Source organism: Rothia nasimurium, assembly GCF_014217215.1.
GTDB lineage: Bacteria > Actinomycetota > Actinomycetes > Actinomycetales > Micrococcaceae > Rothia > Rothia avistercoris.
In genome coordinates, this window is record NZ_CP056080.1 from 1,434,788 (window position 1) to 1,450,860 (window position 16,073).

At 57.8% G+C, this 16,073-nt stretch carries 14 protein-coding genes; 5 read left to right on the forward strand and 9 right to left on the reverse strand.

All coding sequences use genetic code 11. From position 1 onward, the window contains the following. Positions 1–169 precede the first annotated feature (169 nt). From HWU94_RS06615 to hutU, 5 genes are all read right to left on the reverse strand, one after another. Positions 170–418: an HGxxPAAW family protein gene (locus HWU94_RS06615; protein ID WP_185173023.1), complete on the reverse strand. Its 249-nt coding sequence runs from the start codon at positions 416–418 to the stop codon at positions 170–172. 146 nt (positions 419–564) lie between these two features. Then, positions 565–2,106, reverse strand: coding sequence for a histidine ammonia-lyase (gene hutH / locus HWU94_RS06620; RefSeq protein WP_185173024.1), 1,542 nt, complete (start codon positions 2,104–2,106; stop codon positions 565–567). A gap of 73 nt (positions 2,107–2,179) precedes the next feature. Next, on the reverse strand, positions 2,180–3,187 hold the full coding sequence (gene hutG, locus HWU94_RS06625; RefSeq protein ID WP_185173025.1) for a formimidoylglutamase: 1,008 nt from the start codon (positions 3,185–3,187) through the stop codon (positions 2,180–2,182). Further along, positions 3,187–4,377, reverse strand: a complete 1,191-nt coding sequence (gene hutI, locus HWU94_RS06630) for an imidazolonepropionase (RefSeq protein WP_185173026.1) — start codon at positions 4,375–4,377, stop codon at positions 3,187–3,189. The genes hutG and hutI overlap by 1 nt, the downstream gene beginning before the upstream one ends. Positions 4,378–4,379: 2 nt before the next feature. Beyond that, positions 4,380–6,044, reverse strand: a complete 1,665-nt coding sequence (gene hutU, locus HWU94_RS06635) for a urocanate hydratase (protein WP_185173027.1) — start codon at positions 6,042–6,044, stop codon at positions 4,380–4,382. Positions 6,045–6,191: 147 nt separating this feature from the next. On the opposite strand from hutU, the gene hutC reads away from it, so the two are divergent. Continuing rightward, entirely contained in the window at positions 6,192–6,938 is a 747-nt protein-coding gene (gene hutC, locus HWU94_RS06640; protein ID WP_221625830.1) for a histidine utilization repressor, read from the forward strand. Between the two features lie 72 nt (positions 6,939–7,010). Here hutC and HWU94_RS06645 read toward each other — a convergent pair whose 3' ends face one another. Genes HWU94_RS06645 through hisI form a run of 3 tightly spaced genes read right to left on the reverse strand, consistent with a single transcriptional unit; the run spans position 7,011 to position 9,630 of the window. Then, positions 7,011–7,634: a Trp biosynthesis-associated membrane protein gene (locus HWU94_RS06645; protein ID WP_185173028.1), complete on the reverse strand. Its 624-nt coding sequence runs from the start codon at positions 7,632–7,634 to the stop codon at positions 7,011–7,013. Beyond that, a complete protein-coding gene (locus HWU94_RS06650) occupies positions 7,635–9,203 on the reverse strand; it encodes an anthranilate synthase component I (RefSeq protein WP_185173029.1) in 1,569 nt (522 codons plus the stop codon). Positions 9,204–9,234: 31 nt separating this feature from the next. After that, entirely contained in the window at positions 9,235–9,630 is a 396-nt protein-coding gene (gene hisI, locus HWU94_RS06655; RefSeq protein ID WP_409348788.1) for a phosphoribosyl-AMP cyclohydrolase, read from the reverse strand. A 129-nt stretch (positions 9,631–9,759) separates the two neighbouring features. Here hisI and HWU94_RS06660 point away from each other — a divergent pair, with 129 nt between their 5' ends. Beyond that, a complete protein-coding gene (locus HWU94_RS06660) occupies positions 9,760–10,398 on the forward strand; it encodes a TIGR03085 family metal-binding protein (protein ID WP_185173030.1) in 639 nt (212 codons plus the stop codon). 111 nt (positions 10,399–10,509) lie between these two features. Here the strand turns inward: HWU94_RS06660 and HWU94_RS06665 are convergent, their stop codons facing one another. Beyond that, positions 10,510–11,001 carry a DUF2087 domain-containing protein gene (locus tag HWU94_RS06665; RefSeq protein WP_185173031.1) on the reverse strand — a complete coding sequence of 164 codons (492 nt, stop codon included), beginning with the start codon at positions 10,999–11,001 and terminating at the stop codon, positions 10,510–10,512. A gap of 373 nt (positions 11,002–11,374) precedes the next feature. Between HWU94_RS06665 and HWU94_RS06670 the strand changes: the two genes are divergently transcribed. The 3 genes from HWU94_RS06670 (at position 11,375) to HWU94_RS06680 (ending at position 15,982) form a co-directional block, all read left to right on the forward strand. Next, positions 11,375–13,366, forward strand: a complete 1,992-nt coding sequence (locus HWU94_RS06670; RefSeq protein WP_185173032.1) for a class I SAM-dependent DNA methyltransferase — start codon at positions 11,375–11,377, stop codon at positions 13,364–13,366. A gap of 12 nt (positions 13,367–13,378) precedes the next feature. Next, on the forward strand, positions 13,379–14,581 hold the full coding sequence (locus HWU94_RS06675) for a hypothetical protein (RefSeq protein ID WP_185173033.1): 1,203 nt from the start codon (positions 13,379–13,381) through the stop codon (positions 14,579–14,581). A gap of 195 nt (positions 14,582–14,776) precedes the next feature. Then, positions 14,777–15,982, forward strand: coding sequence for a hypothetical protein (locus tag HWU94_RS06680; RefSeq protein ID WP_185173034.1), 1,206 nt, complete (start codon positions 14,777–14,779; stop codon positions 15,980–15,982). Positions 15,983–16,073: the final 91 nt, after the last annotated feature.

A 16,073-nucleotide genomic window follows, 5' to 3' on the forward strand; every position in this document is an offset into this window, starting at 1 on the left:
GCGCGGACGGCGCAGGTTGGGTTGGTGGTGCCCCTCTAGTATCGCTCAGGTGGCTGAACGTTTGCCAGACGGGTTCACCGGGTGAGAAAAGGTGTGAAGAAAAGGTAAGGGGCACCTCGCGCCTGTGCGGGGTGCCCCTTCTCTAACTTCACCCGGGTGGGCTTGGGTTTTAGTGGTAGTACTTGGTGTGCTTACCGCCCTGGCCGTAGCCTGCTGAGCGGAGCACAATACCGGCGACAACGCCGATGGCGATGATGGCAACGCCGACAACGAAGATGGGGGTGTTTGCGATGCAGAAGCCGACTGCGCCGATGATTGCGCCGACAATCATGATGATGACCATGGCCCATGAGGCGGTGGTGTTGCCGTGGTTGTTGTAGGGCAGGTCGGGGACCATCTCAACGGTCTGCTGTGCCATGTGAGTCTCCTTGTAGTGTGTGGGCGTGCGCTCGCAGGTGTATGGGCGCTGAGCACACGGGTGCTTGTTCTCTATCTTAGAAGATAGCGGGCTCTTTGGCCCAGTTTAGGCACCCGTGTGCCTTTTTATTTCCTTAAGGCAGGAAACTAGGCGAGACGGCCAGTAACGCTTTCAGCTGCTGCCAGCAGTTCGCCGTTGGCGACCAGTTCGACGGTTTGTTCGATTTCGGGTGAGAGGAAGCGGTCGGGGCCGGGGCCAGCGACGTCCTTACGCAGGCGCCCAATCACAGCGGCGGTTGCCGGTGAGGGGGTCTGCGGGGCGCGCAGGTCGATACCGCGGGCGGCAGTCAGGATTTCGATAGCGAGGACGCGGGTGAGCCCGTCCACCGCCTTGCGCAGCTTGCGGGCAGCCGACCAGCCCATAGAGACGTGGTCCTCCTGCATAGCCGAGGAAGGAATAGAGTCGGCAGAGGCGGGCACAGCCAGGCGCTTGAGCTCAGAGACAATCGCGGCCTGGGTGTACTGGGCAATCATGTGGCCGGAGTCCACGCCGGGGTCATCGGCCAGGAAGGGCGGCAGGCCGCGGTTGCGGGCAACATCGAGGAAGCGGTCTGTGCGGCGCTCCGAGATAGAGGCAGCATCGGCCACGGCAATAGCCAGGAAGTCCAGCACGTAGGCGACCGGGGCGCCGTGGAAGTTACCGTTTGATTCCACACGGCCGTCCAGGGTCACCACGGGGTTATCGACCGCCGAAGCCAGCTCGCGCAGGGCAACAGTTCGGGCGTGCTCGATGGTGTCGCGCACTGCCCCGGCAACCTGGGGTGCGCAGCGCAGGGAGTAGGCGTCCTGCACGTAGGTGGTCACGTTCTCGGCGTGGTGCTGGATAATACCGGAGCCCTCCAGCACCTTCTTCATATTGGCAGCCGCTGCCCCCTGGCCGGGGTGGGGGCGCAGCTCGTGCAGTTCGGGGGCAAAGACGCGGTCGGTGCCGGCAAGACCCTCCACGCTCATGGCCGCAGCGATGTCGGCGAGCTTGACCAGGGCGTCCAGGTCGGTCAGGGCCATCACCAGCATGCCCAGCATGCCGTCGGTACCGTTGATGAGGGCCAGACCCTCCTTCTCAGCCAGTTCAACCGGGGTCAACCCGAACTTCTCGAAAGCCTCAGCGGTCTCGTAGAGCTGGCCGTCGGCGTCCCGCACCTGACCTTCACCAATGATGGCCAGGGCACAGTGCGACAGGGGCGCCAGGTCGCCGGAGCAACCCAGCGAACCGTACTCGCGCACCACCGGGGTGAGGCCGGCAGAAAGCATGTCGGCATAAGCCTGGGCGACGACGGGGCGGACGCCGGTGCGGCCGGTTGCCAGGGTTGAAAGGCGCAGGAGCATGAGGGCGCGAATCACTTCGGTTTCGACCTCGGGGCCGGATCCTGCGGCGTGGGAGCGAATCAGGCCACGCTGCAGGGCCTTACGCATCTCAAGGGGGATGTGCTTATTCGCCAGGGCGCCGAAGCCAGTGGAAACGCCGTAGACGGGGGTATCTGAGTTGGCGAGGTCGCGGATGCGCTGGCTAGATTTTTCGATTTCAGCCAGGGCTTCGTCGCTGATGGTGACGGTCGCACCGTGGCGGGCAACTGCGATCAGGTCGGCAAAGCTCACGGGCCCGATGCCGACGGTGACGGTGGTGGTCATGGTTTTCTCCTTTGAAAGTGTATGAGGTGAAGCAGGCTCGCAGCGAGCGCGAGCCTGCGGAACCTATAGAGTTTTACTCCGGCAGAGGCGTATGCCGGGTCAGGACGGTGTGAATCAGGCGGGCTGCTGTTTTGGCGGTGCGTCCGTCGATATCGAGGGAGGGGTTGAGTTCGGCCACGTCGAAAGCGGCGAGCTTGCCCGAGGCGGCAACCCTGCTCATGATGCGGTTGATGATGGCAGGGTCAACGCCCAGGGCGGCAGGGGCGCTGACACCGGGGGCAACGGCGGCCGGCAGGACGTCCAGATCTAGGGTCAGGTAGATCAGGTCGACGTGTGCGGTGAAGACCTCAACGAACTTGTCAATGGCTTGCAGGTTGCCCCAGTGGGTTTCTTCATCGAGCAGGTAGTGCACGCGGGCGCGGTCTGCGGCATCGAAGAGCACCTGGGTGTTGGCTGCCTCAGAGATGCCCACGACCGCGTAGGTCAGTTCGGTGCCCGCCCGTTCTTCGTCGGCGAGCGCCTGGCTGAAGGGGGTTCCGCTGGTGGGTTCGTCCGCTTCGCGCAGGTCGAAGTGGGCGTCGAGGTTGAGGATGCCGATGCGTGCGGCTCTGCCCTGCCCCCGGTGGTTTTTTCTGCGGGCGGACGCCGCTAGCCCCAGGTAGGTGCCGTAGGCGACTTCGTGCCCGCCGCCGAGTACCACGGGCAGGGAGCCTTCGTCGATGGTGGCGGTGACGGCTTCTGATAGCCTGCGGTGGCCGCCGACGAGGTCGCGGTTGGTCACAACAACATCACCGGCGTCCCCCAGAACGAGGTCGGTGCGGCGGTTCCGGGCGGCCCCCTGGGCTAGTGCCAGGGTGCCCAGGGCAGAGCGCAGGGCGGTGGGCCCTTCGGCTGCACCGGTGCGCCCCTGGTTACGGCGTACTCCCTCGTCGGAGGCAAAGCCGATGAAGAGGGCGTCCGGCTTCTGGGTGAGATGGGCAAGCGGCTGCACGGCCTGGAAGAGTCTGCGGTGTTCGGCGCCGGGCCCGTCGTCGCGTCCGCTCCATGCTGGGGCGGCCCGGTCGGTGATTGCCTGGATCATTAGATATCCTCCCGGTGCAGGGGTACGACGGTTTGCCCGTCCTTCCAGACGCCTGCGACCAGGGGCACGCCGGGGCGGTAGGCCAGGTGCAGGTGGTTGGGGGCGTCCAGGGCGAGGACGTCGGCGCGGGCTCCCACGGTGATGGCACCGATGTCGGTGCGCCCCAGGGCGGCTGCTCCCCCGGCGGTTGCCGCCCAGACAGCTTCGTCGGGGCTCATATGTAGATCGCGCACGGCCAGGGCGATGCAGAAGGGGATGGAGGTGGTGAAGGAGGTACCGGGGTTGCAGTCAGCCCCCAGCGCCACCGTTACCCCGGCATCCAGCAGACGGCGGGCGTCGGGGTAGGCGCCCCGGGTTGAAAAATCTGCCCCCGGCAGTACGGTAGCCACCGTGGAGCTATTAGCCAGGGCGTCGACGTCCGCGTCCGTCAGGTAGACCACGTGATCCACGCTGGCAGCACCCAGCTCAACGGCCAGCTGCACACCGGCCCCGTAGGTCAGCTGGTTCCCGTGCACACGCGCCTTCAAACCGGCAGCGATACCGGCCTGCAAAACGGCCCGGGACTCGTCCTCGCTAAAGGCACCGCGCTCGCAGAATACGTCAATCCATGAGGCGTAGGGGGCGCATTCCGGAATCATGGTGTCAACCACCATCTGCACGTACTCGTCGTGCTTATCCCGGTATTCCGGCGGAGCCACATGGGCGGCTAGCAAGGTGACCTCGTCGGTGCAGGCCGCAGCGACCTGCACCGATTTCAGTTCAGATTCAGCCGACTGGCCGTAGCCGGTCTTCACCTCAATCGTGGTCGCCCCGGCCCGGGCGTACTCCTGCATGAGTGAGCGGGTGTTGAGTTCCAGCTCAGCTGCACTCGCTGCGCGGGTAGCCTCGATGGTGGTGCGGATTCCACCGGCTTCATACGGCTTGCCTTCCATGCGGGCGGCAAACTCGTGCGAGCGGTCCCCGGCAAAGACCAGGTGGGAGTGGGATTCCACGAAGCCCGGCAGCACGGCGCGTCCGCCCAGGTCTAGGCAGCGGTCGGACGCCGGTGCCTGGTTGGCTGCGCCAACCCAGGTGATACGGCCCTGCTCCACCACGAAGGCGGCGTTTTCGAGTACGCCCAGGGGCCCGCGGTCCAGGGTGGGGTCGTTGGTGACCAGTGACCCGATGTTGGTAAAAAGACGGCTGGTCATGGCTAGCGGTTTTCCTGCATGGGAATGCGAACCCCGCGCTCAGCTGCAACCTGCTGGGCGTACTCGTAGCCGGCGTCCGCGTGGCGAATTACGCCCATACCGGGGTCGTTGGTTAGCACTCGTTCCAGCTTGGCAGCGGCCAGCTCAGAACCGTCAGCGATGCAGACCTGGCCCGCGTGGATGGAGCGGCCCATGCCCACGCCGCCGCCGTGGTGGATGGATACCCAGGACGCACCCGATGAGGTGTTCACCAGGGCGTTGAGCAGGGGCCAGTCGGCAACGGCGTCGGTGCCGTCCTTCATACCCTCGGTCTCGCGGTAGGGGGATGCCACAGAACCGGAATCCAGGTGGTCACGGCCAATGGCGATGGGGGCAGAGAGCTCACCGCTAGCTACCATCTCGTTGAACTTGAGACCTGCCTTGTGGCGTTCGCCGTAGCCCAGCCAGCAGATACGGGCGGGCAGGCCCTCGTAAGCAACCTTCTCACCGGCCATGGTGATCCAGCGCTTCAGGTGCTCGTTCTCGGGGAAGAGTTCGAGAATCGCCTGGTCGGTCTTCTTGATGTCTTCGGGGTCGCCGGAGAGGGCGCACCAGCGGAAGGGGCCCAGGCCCTCTTCGAAGAGGGGGCGGATGTAGGCGGGCACGAAGCCGGGGAAGTCAAAGGCGCGCTGGTAGCCTGCCTTGCGGGCCTCATCACGGATGGAGTTGCCGTAGTCGAAGACCTCAGCCCCGGCGTCCATAAAGCCAACCATTGCCTCAACGTGGGCTGCCATGGCCTCGCGGGAGCGCTTGGTGAAGAGTTCGGGGTCGCGGGCGGCTTCTGCCTTCCAGTCCTCGAAGGTGACCTCGGTGGGCAGGTAGCTCAGCGGGTCGTGGGCGCTGGTCTGGTCAGTGACGATATCGATGGGGGCCTTGCGGCGCAGCAGCTCAGGGAAAATCTCGGCGGCATTGCCGACGACGCCGATGGACAGGGGCTTCTTGGCGTCGCGAGCCTCGATGGCGAGCTCTAGAGCGTGGTCGAGGTCGCGGGCCTTGACATCCAGGTACTTGTGGTCGATGCGGCGGTCAACGCGGGACTCGTCAACGTCCACGCAGATAGCCACGCCCTCGTTCATGGTCACGGCCAGGGGCTGGGCACCGCCCATACCGCCAAGACCGGCAGTCAGGGTGATGGTTCCAGCCAGGGTGCCGCCAAAGCGCTTGCGGGCTACCGCACCGAAGGTCTCGTAGGTGCCCTGCAGAATACCCTGGGTGCCGATGTAGATCCAGGAGCCCGCGGTCATCTGGCCGTACATCATCAGGCCTTCGGCTTCGAGCTTGCGGAAGTGCTCCCAGTTGGCCCAGTCGCCGACCAGGTTGGAGTTGGCCAGCAGCACGCGCGGGGCCCATTCGTTGGTACGGAAGACGCCCACGGGCTTGCCGGACTGCACCAGCATGGTTTCATCACTCTTGAGGGTCTTGAGGGTGGCGACGATAGCGTCAAAGGCTTCCCAGGAGCGGGCTGCGCGACCGGTGCCGCCGTAAACCACCAGGTTATCGGGGTGCTCGGCTACCTCGGGGTCGAGGTTGTTCATGAGCATGCGCAGGGCGCCTTCCTGCTGCCAACCAAGGGTGTTGAGTTCGGAGCCGCGGGGGGCGCGGACGGGGCGGGGGCCGCTGGTGGCCATGTCTACTCCTTTGTACATGATGGTCTGCTTTGCCCAGCTTCTGGTTCTTTACTTTTGCCTGACCGCGCCGGGGCGGTACAGTGGAAAGATGAAGAGGGTCACACACCTATCTTCTTGTATATACAACTGGTTGTCAATGGAGTAGGCGTGGAAAAAATCACCGACTTGTCCCAGCAGTTCGCTGACCACAAGGCCGCACAAACCCCCGCCTACCAGCTGCTCAAAACCATCATCACCGAGCAAATCAACAGCGGCCACTGGGCAGCGGGCGAAAGCATCCCCTCAGAAAACGAGCTCGCTAGCGCCCTGGGTCTCTCCCGCATGACCGTCAACCGAGCTATCCGCGAGATGACGCTTGAGGGTCTGCTCGTGCGTACCCGCGGGGTCGGCACCTTTGTTGCTGAGCATAAGAACCCCTCTGCCCTGCTTGAGGTGCGCAACATTGCCGATGAAATCACCGAACGCGGCCACACCCACAGCAGCAAAGTACTCACCCTCGAAGAGATACCGGCAGCCCAGGCCCAGCGCCGCCTAGCCCCCGAACTGGGTGAGAGGGTCTTTCACAGCGTGCTGGTCCACTACGACGACGGGCTACCTATCCAGCGCGAAGAGCGCTACGTCAACGCCGTAGCCATACCCGACTATCTAGAGCAGGACTTCACCAGCATCACCCCCAACTTTTACCTGGGGCAGTGCTCCCCTATCACCCGGGGCACGCACACCGTCGAAGCGGTGCTACCTACCAGCCCACAGGCGTCCGACCTGCAGATCAACCCCACCGAACCCTGCCTGCGCCTGCTGCGCAGCACCTGGTCAGGCGATGAGCTCATCAGCCAGGTGGTGCTGCTGCACCCCGGTTCCCGCAGCCGGCTAGAGGGATCCTTCGGCCTATAAACCTCCTCTAGATACAGCAAAGCCGCAGCCCGCTATCGCAGCGGGTCTGCGGCTTGAGACGCTCTGCCCCTCTTACAGGGTGGGGTCCTTACCCTCGCTCAGGGAGTCCCAGGCGTCGATTTCGTCCGTTTCTTCGGCAGAAGCCACGCGGGCTGCCCGGGCAGCTGACCGGTCGTACTTGCGCCCGGTCTTCCAGTGGGAGGTAGCAACAAAGGCCCACACACCAGCCAGGGCAACCAGCACACCGCACACGGTCGCCAGCAGGGGCATGGCGGTCACAGCGTAGGAGTTAGCCGGGGCGTTAGTACCGGTCATCGCACTGACCTGGGCCATAGAGGCAGCCTGCGGGTCGGCGTTTACACCAAAGGCAGCTACCGCCAGGCCCAGCCCCACACCCACCAGCAAGAGAGCCAATACCTTGCGGAGCTTAGGCCCGGCAATCCGCAGGGCAACCGACGCGACCAAGGCAACCAGGGCCAGGGCAGAGCCGGTGGAGCCGGCGTCCGCCCCCGAAATGTCCAGGGTGGAGGTTGAAACGACCGTGCTGACTTCGGCGCGAATCCAGGTGGGCAAAGTGGTGAGGAAGGCGGTAGCAGAAATAGCCATGGCCCCCAGCATCACGCGGGCAGGTTTAGCCCAGCCCGGCACCGGGCGCGCGGTAGCAACCTCAGCAGGCTGGGCCTGTGACTCGCTCATCTAGTCAATCACCTCGGTCGACAGGGGCGCCAGGCCCGACGCGGTGAGCACGGCGCGCAGCGGGGCGGCCGCCTTGTTCACGGTTTCCTGGGCTTCAGAAGCGGGCACCGAGTCCATGACGATACCGGCACCGGCCTGCACGTAGGCGCGTCCGCTCTTGAGCACCGCGGTGCGGATGGCAATTGCCATATCCATGTTGCCTGCAAAGTCAAAGTAGCCGCAAACACCGCCGTAAACACCGCGAGCGCTCACCTCGTACTCGTCGAGCAGCTGCATGGCACGGGGCTTGGGCGCACCCGAGAGGGTGCCTGCGGGGAAGGCTACGCGCAGCACGTCGTAGGCGTTCATGCCCTCGGCCAGCTGGGCCTGCACCTCGGATGAGATGTGCATGATGTGGCTGAATCGCTCGATTTCCATGAACTGGGTGACGTTGACGCTGCCGGGTACCGCAATGCGGGAGAGATCGTTGCGGGCCAGGTCGATGAGCATAAGGTGCTCGGAGCATTCTTTTTCGTCGGCAAGCAGCTCTTCAGCCAGGGCAAGGTCTTCTTCGCGGGTGGCGCCGCGCGGACGGGACCCGGCGATGGGGTGGGTGGTGGCGGTGCCGTTTTTGAGGGTGACCAGGGCTTCGGGGGAAGAGCCGACAATCTGGAAGGGCTCGCCGTCTTCGGTGGATTCGAAGTTGAAGAGGTACATGTAGGGCGAGGGGTTGGACTGGCGTAGCACCCGGTAGACGTCCAGGGCGCTGGCGCGGTTTTCTGCCTCGAAACGGCGGGAAATCACGATCTGGAAGACATCGCCGTCGATGATGTTTTTCTTGGACTTATCGATGGCGTCCAGGAAGCCCTGCTCTGCCCAGGTGTGCTTGACCTGCGCTACCTGCGCCTCGATATCCGCTGTGCCGGTGAGGGTTGAGACCGATTCGGGGGCGGGCTGGGCGAGTTTATCCATCATGGCGTAGACGCGGGAGAGCGCGTCGGCGTAGGCGGCGTCGATGTTGTCGTCGGTGCCGTTGAAGTTGATGGCGTTGGCGATGAGGGTGACGGTGCCATCGGAGTTATCGTGCACTGCCATGTCTGAGACGATGTTCAGGGCGAACTCTGGCAGATTGACGTCGTCCGCCGGGCCGCCGGGTAGTTTCTCCCAGCGGCGCACGACGTCCCAGCCCATGTAGCCGACCAGGCCGCTGGTGAGCGGGGGCAGGTTATCGAGGGGCTCGGTGTGCAGCATCTCCAGGGTCTCGCGGATAGCCTCAACGGGGTCGCCCTCGGTGGGTGCGCCGGAGGGGGTGAGCCCCTGCCACACAATCTGCCCGTTCTTGGTGGTGAGGGTTGAGCGGCTGGAGGCACCGATAAAGGAGTAGCGTGACCACTGCTTCTGCTCATTCGCTGATTCCAGCAGGAAGGTGCCGGGGGCGGGTGCGCCGTCGGCGGCGACCAGGGCCCGGTAGATGCCGATAGGGGTCATGGCGTCTGCGAGAACTTTGACGCGCACGGGAATGACGCGGCGGCTGGCAGCTAGTTCACGGAACTCTTCTAGGGTCGGTTCGACGATTCCCAAGTCGTGCATGGTTTCCTCTGGTTGTGGTGTGTCTGGGGAGCTATTCGGGGCGGACGCCGGTTGCGGCGGGCAGCTGCCCGCCAGCTTCGAAGCAGGTGGTGGTTCCGGTGTGGCAGGCTGCGCCTACCTGGTCGGCCTCGATAAGCAGGGCGTCGCCGTCACAGTCGATACTGACGCTTTTGACGTACTGGTAGTGGCCGCTGGTGTCGCCCTTGCGCCAGTATTCCTGGCGGGAGCGAGACCAGAAGGTGACCCGCCCTTCGGTGAGGGTGCGGCGCAGGGCTTCGTCGTTCATCCAGCCGAGCATGAGCACATCGCGGGTGTCGTGCTGCTGAATAATTGCGGCGAATAGGCCGTGCTCATCGCGTTTGAGGCGGGCAACGATATCGGCGGGCAGAGAAGCGCCCTCGGTGGCGCTGGGTGCTGGTGTACTCACCTTTCCATCCTAGCTGATGGTGGTAGCGGGGCTGGGGCAACTCTCAGCATCTGGCTACGGGCTGGTGCTGGTGTTTCTAGGGCTGGTGCCTGCGCTGGGCAACTCGTCGCTCGGGTTTAGACTGGGCGTATGACTTCTTCTACCCTTGTTACCTCAGAACGCACCGCCCTACTAGATGCTCTCGCTGCTGCGGGGCCGTCCGCTCCTACCCTCTGCGAGGGCTGGGAAACCCGCCACATGGCGGCCCACCTACTGGTGCGCGAAAGCAAGCCTCTGATTGCAGCGGGCATGCCGGGCGGCCCGCTGGCTGCGCGCACCGAACGCTACACCGATCAGCTTGCAGGTGAGCTGACCGGCCAGCGCCGCTACGAGAAGGCCCTGCGCGATTTTGAGGCGTTACCGGGTTACCTGCACATGCGCACGCGCTTCCCGGGCCTGGACGAGGCGATGAACCTGGTTGAGTATTTTGTACATACCGAGGACGTCCGCCGCGCCTCACTCGCTGACGGCGAGCAGCCTGCCCCGCGCGAGCTGGCTGAGGGTGTGCAGGAGAAGATATGGAAGGTGCTGCGGGCGCGTGCTCGCATGATGGCAGGGAAGAAGTACCCTCAGGGGCTGGTGTTGGAAGCTCCGGGCTACTCCCCCGCTGTTCATACTGTGATTGCTCCGCCTGCTGGCCAGGTTGCGACTGTGCTGACCGGCGAGCCGGGCGAATTGGTGCTCTACCTGTTCGGGCGCGAGGCCGCGGCCCTGGTTGAGGTGAGCTAAAGACAGGTTGTGGCGCGCGCCTGCTCCGCCCCGCCCCATAGTAGGGACCAGAAAACTCTCAATAGTATGTGTGCACCACAAGGATTTTGGGAGGAATCTGGTCCCTAGTTGCTACATAGCCTCTGCAGCCAGGTAGCCTGGCAGCCACATCGCTTCCCAGGCCGGGGCCTCGGCAGCCAGCACGGTACCTGCCCGGTCGGGAGCACGGGTTGCCAGGCAATACGCGGAGGCGTCAGAGGTTCGCACCAGGTAACCGTACTCGACCATTTCCCGACGCATAAAAGCATAGTCCTGCCAGAGGGCGGCCAGAATCTCGTTAACCTGTTTCTCGGTGTAGGTGCGCCCTGGCTCAAAATAGGTCACTAGGTGTAGCAGCAGGTGGGCGCGGGTGCGGCGTTTGGAGGGCCAGGAGGTCAGGCGTCCGCCCTGCAGAAAACGGTCAACGACTGTGCGGTGCTCTGCGTAGGCTTGTTCGCGGGGATCGGTTAGGACGTTGGTCGTCGGCCTGGTCTTGAGCAGGGCTGCTCGGGCGGTGGTGTAGTTTTCGCCGGTTTCTTCCATACGGGCGCGCACGAGCTTTTTGAAGTTTGATTGGGCAGTCACGGGTATCGACTTTCTTCGCACTCTAGCTGCGGCATCAATCGACGGTTCAGTGGTGCCTACCCCGGCCATGGTATGCCGGTGCAACCCGAGAATTCTCTTCCCTTCGCGCTGGAGACCTGCTTGCTAGAGTCACAGGGGCAAAGCGCTGGGCGGTGGGTGACGCCACACACCTTTATATCACATGCGCTCGTGTATGTAACCGAAAATGCCATCTGCACGTTCTTTTACCGCGCAGATGGCATTTTCGATTACATTCAATGAGCGGACGGACGCCTGCCCCTTGAGTATTATTAGTTTTATCGGGGTAAAAGCTCTGCCCAGTGGCTAGGGCTTTTATTCGGAGCCATTAGTTTGCCAATGTTGAGGGGCTTGTGTGTCTTCTTTGAACTATTCGCAGTTCATTTGGAATGTGGCTGATGTTTTGCGCGGTACCTATAAGCAGCATCAGTACGGTCAGATTATTTTGCCTTTCACGGTGTTGGCACGTCTTGATGCGGTGCTTGAGCCGACCAAGCAGGCTGTTCTAGAGGCGGCAGATGGTTATGTGCTCGATACGATTCCTCCGGCGATGCTTTCTGCCCGCGCGGGTCACGATTACAGTTTCTATAACCTCTCCCAGCACAATCTCAAGACTGTGGCTAATGACCCCGATACGCTTGAGCAGAATCTGCGTTCTTACATTAACCAGTTCAGTGAGAACGTGCGCGATATTTTTGAGAAGTATAAGTTCGAAGACACCATCGCAGACCTTGCCGCTCATAACCTGCTGTATCAGGTGATTCAGCATTTCTCACGGGTGAACCTGCACCCTGACCAGGTAAGCAATGAGCAGATGGGCAATATCTTTGAGGAGCTGATTCGCAAGTTCGCTGAGGCTTCTAATGAGACTGCCGGTGAGCACTTTACCCCGCGTGAGGTGATTGAGCTCATGGTTAATCTGCTGCTGGCTGATGATGAAGATCTGCGTACTGATTACATTGCCCGGTCGGTTTATGACCCTACGGCTGGTACCGGCGGTATGCTGTCGGTGGCTGACGATAAGATTCACCAGCTGAATCCCACCGCCGATGTGAGCCTGCTGGGCCAGGAGCTCAACCCTGAGTCGTATGCGATTTGTAAGGCTGACATGGTGGTGAAGGGCCAGGACGTCGATAACATCGCTCTCGGCAACACGCTCACTGACCCGGCTTTTGAGAACCGCACTTTCCACTATGGACTGAGTAACCCGCCCTTTGGCGTGGACTGGAAAGGTGCTAAGGCTGTGGTTGAGGCTGAGCATAAGAACCAGGGTTTTGCGGGCCGTTTTGGTGCTGGCCTGCCCCGTGTGTCTGACGGTTCGCTCCTTTTCTTACAGCATCTGATTTCTAAGCTCAATGAGCCGATGGTTGCTAGTAATGGTGTTGCCCAGGTGGGTGGCCGTGGTGCCATTGTTTTGAATGGTTCTCCCCTGTTTACGGGTGGCGCTGGGTCTGGTGAGTCGAATATCCGTAAGTGGGTTTTGGATCAGGATTACCTTGAGGCGATTATTGGCCTGCCTACCGACATGTTCTATAACACGGGTATTTCTACCTATATTTGGGTGTTGAATAAGCAGAAGAAGGCTGAGCGTAGGGGTAAGGTTCAGCTGATTGACGCGACGAGTATGTTTGAGAAGATGCGTAAGTCGGTGGGGTCTAAGCGTAAGCGGTTGAGTGAGGAGCAGATTGCTGAGATTACCCGCTTGTACGCTGCTTTTGATGCTGCGGATGATAAGCGTTCTAAGGTTTTTGATCGTGAGGAGTTTATGTACCGCACGATTACGGTGGAGCGCCCTTTGCGGTTGAATTGGGGTTTTACTGCTGACCGGGTGGAGCGTTTGTTGGCTTCTAAGGAGTTTGGCAAGCTCAAGCTGGCTGAGGGTGAGAACGCCGCTGTGCGGACTTCTCTTGCTTCTTTGGTTGAGAGCAAGGTGGGTGCCGTTGGTGGTGATGTGGCTGGGGTGAAGGCTGAGCTGTTGCAGGTGTTTGCGGACGCCGGTGCCCTGGTGAAGCCTGCGGCTTTGGCTAAGTTGGTGGATGAGTTGGCTGAGCGCGATGAATCCGCCGAGGTGGTGTTGAAGGCTAAGAAGCCGGTGGCTGATTCTACTCTGCGTGATACTGAGAATGTGCCCTGGGGCGAGGATATTCACGAGTACTTGGAGCGTGAGGTCAAGCCCTTTGTGCCTGATGCCTGGATTGATGAGTCTAAGACTAAGGAGGGCGCGGAGATTCCTTTTGCCCGCCACTTCTACGAGTACGTGCCGCCACGTACCTTAGAGGAGATTGACCGGGACCTCAACGAGGTGCTGGGCCGAATCAAGAAGAGGCTGGAAGAGGTGCTAGGTTAATCCATGAGAACGATGCCTGCTAAATACGCCTTTGAACCTGTTATTGCAGGAACCTGGGGAAATGAATGTAAAAACGATGAGAATGATGTTATTTGCTACAGAGCCGCAGATTTTGACTACGAACACCTAAAGGTCAATGAGTCAGCAGGAGTTGTTCGCAACATCGCTCCATCTGAATTCGTAGTAAAAGCGTTACATCCAGGTGATATCTTGATTGAAAAATCTGGTGGTGGTGAAAAAACGCTTGTAGGCAGGTCAGTCTTATTTGATTCCAATAAAGCATCAGTCTGTTCAAACTTTGTATCTGTCTTACGCCCTAAAAGCGGTCAATCAAGTCGATATTGGAATTATCAGCTAGCAGCACTTTATTCTAACCGTGGGACTGAGCCTTTTATAAAGCAATCTACTGGTATTCAGAATTTAGATGTAAAAGCATATCTGTCTCAGCATGTTCCAGTTCGAAGTTTTGAAGAGCAGGAACGAATTGCAGATGAGCTTGACCGTGAACTGACGGAGATTGATGAGCTCATTGCTGAATGTGTGCAGCTTTCTGTATTAGCTGAGGAACGCCGGCTTTCTGCAATTAACAATTTTATTGAACCTTTGCTGGATAAGAAGACAGCTATTAAGCATCTAGGCACTCTTACATCTGGCATTACACTTGGAGCGGCATACAACGAGCCAACTCAATCCTATCCTTATCTTCGTGTTGCCAACGTGCAGGTTGGCAGAGTTGATTTGACTGAAGTAAAGGAAGTTTCGGTACCTGTTTCGGTAGCGAATGAAAACTCGCTTCAAAAAGATGATGTTTTAATGACGGAGGGCGGAGACCGCGACAAATTAGGCCGCGGGGCAATTTGGTCTGGTGAGGTTTCACCAATGCTACATCAGAACCATGTTTTCGCGTTTCGTTGCAACAAAGAAAAGTTGCTCCCCGAGTTCCTAGTCTATTGCCTTGAGGCCAGCTATGCTCGACGATATTTTGAAAACAATGCTCGTCAGTCAACAAATCTAGCATCAACAAATTCAACCATCGTAAAGAATTTTTTAGTTCCTTCAATCGAAGTATCTAAACAAAATAAAGTTATCTCAGCTTTAGATAACCAGCTCCAATATTTTAATACCATAATAAATTTAATGAACATTATCCATAATTTACTTTCGGAAAGAAAAATTTCCCTCTTAAGTAGAGTTTACAATCTAAGTCTAGATTAATTTATCAACATAAAAAATATCAAAAGGATTAACTATGGAAATAACTTTTCTTGGTGAAATTAAGGACCAAAAGAAATATTATACCGCTGGAGAGTCAACGGTATTTAATATTGATAACGAAAATTCGATAATGATTGATCTGGGTTATTCCAAAATGGGGAAAGGTGTGCAACATTTAATCCTCGTATTCTAATATTGACTCATTCTGATTGGGATCATATTAGTGGATTTTCGCAATTTTGGAAAAACGTAAAGTATAAACCCCAGGAAATTTGGGTTCCACATGACTGGATAATTGCAGTGTTAGCCGCTGAAGTTTATATACAAATTACAAGACCTGATAGGTTAGTCAGTGATTCGGGAATTATCAGCAGATTCAATGTCGATGGATTATTGCCAGATTTTAGACATATTGAAATTTCAGAAATATTTTCAGAAATCGATTTTGAGCATAGCTGGGGAAGATCTGAAATCTACTCATTGAGTAATGTATTAACTGCACAATACAGCAATATTTCTAGAAATATCGATGAATTTGACGATGAGCAAGTTATTCTTGAAAATTTCTCAGAACAATTTATTAACCAGCCTTTTAGTAATTTATTCTCAAAATTTTCATTCAAATCGCAATCAAAATTAGAAAATCAGAACATTACGCCATCCAGATTTCCTAATACTATTCAAGCGTTACATCATTTGGATTCTTTTAAATTAATGTTAGCTTTTCATGCTATATATGCCACTAAAAAAGTAAGAGAGATATTAATTACTGCATATAAATCAGGTGTAGAAATTAAATTTTTCAATGTCGATAACTACCTTCCTGGAAATATACATGCCGAAACAATAAATAATACCAAATTAGAAATTATTAACGGCAACCCCAAAACGGATGTCATGCTTTCCGGAGCAAAATTTAAAGATTGGCTGCGAAACACAACTGAAAAAATACTAATCAACGAAAGAGCACTTATAAGCCAAATTACTTACAGCGATGAAAAGAAAATTATTATTTGGAGTGATTCCTCTGGATTAAACGTAGTTAAACCCAATAAAAATAATGACCCAATCTATAAAGTTGACTGGAATAATTTAGTGATTATGACTGCACCTCATCATGGGTCACACAAATCTCATCATGATGATATTTGGAACGCGCATCAGCCTTATTCAAATAAAATTATTTGCATATCATGCGGTGGAGTCGCAAGTCAATGGAGCAATAAATCTGGGTTAGGGTTATATAACAGAAATTACTTATCAATCACCCAAAATCTTAAATCATGTTGTTGGTGCAGAAGTAAAGATCATAAGAAAAATCAGGATATTACTATAGATTTGAACATAAAGCCAATCCTAAATACGCATTGCATGAGATTACACGATATAAAAAACCCGTAATAATATTTACTGGTTTATTAACTCATCGAGGACGGCTAGCACTCCGGCTACTACATCTCCTCACAATTTGCAGATGCAACATATAGACGAC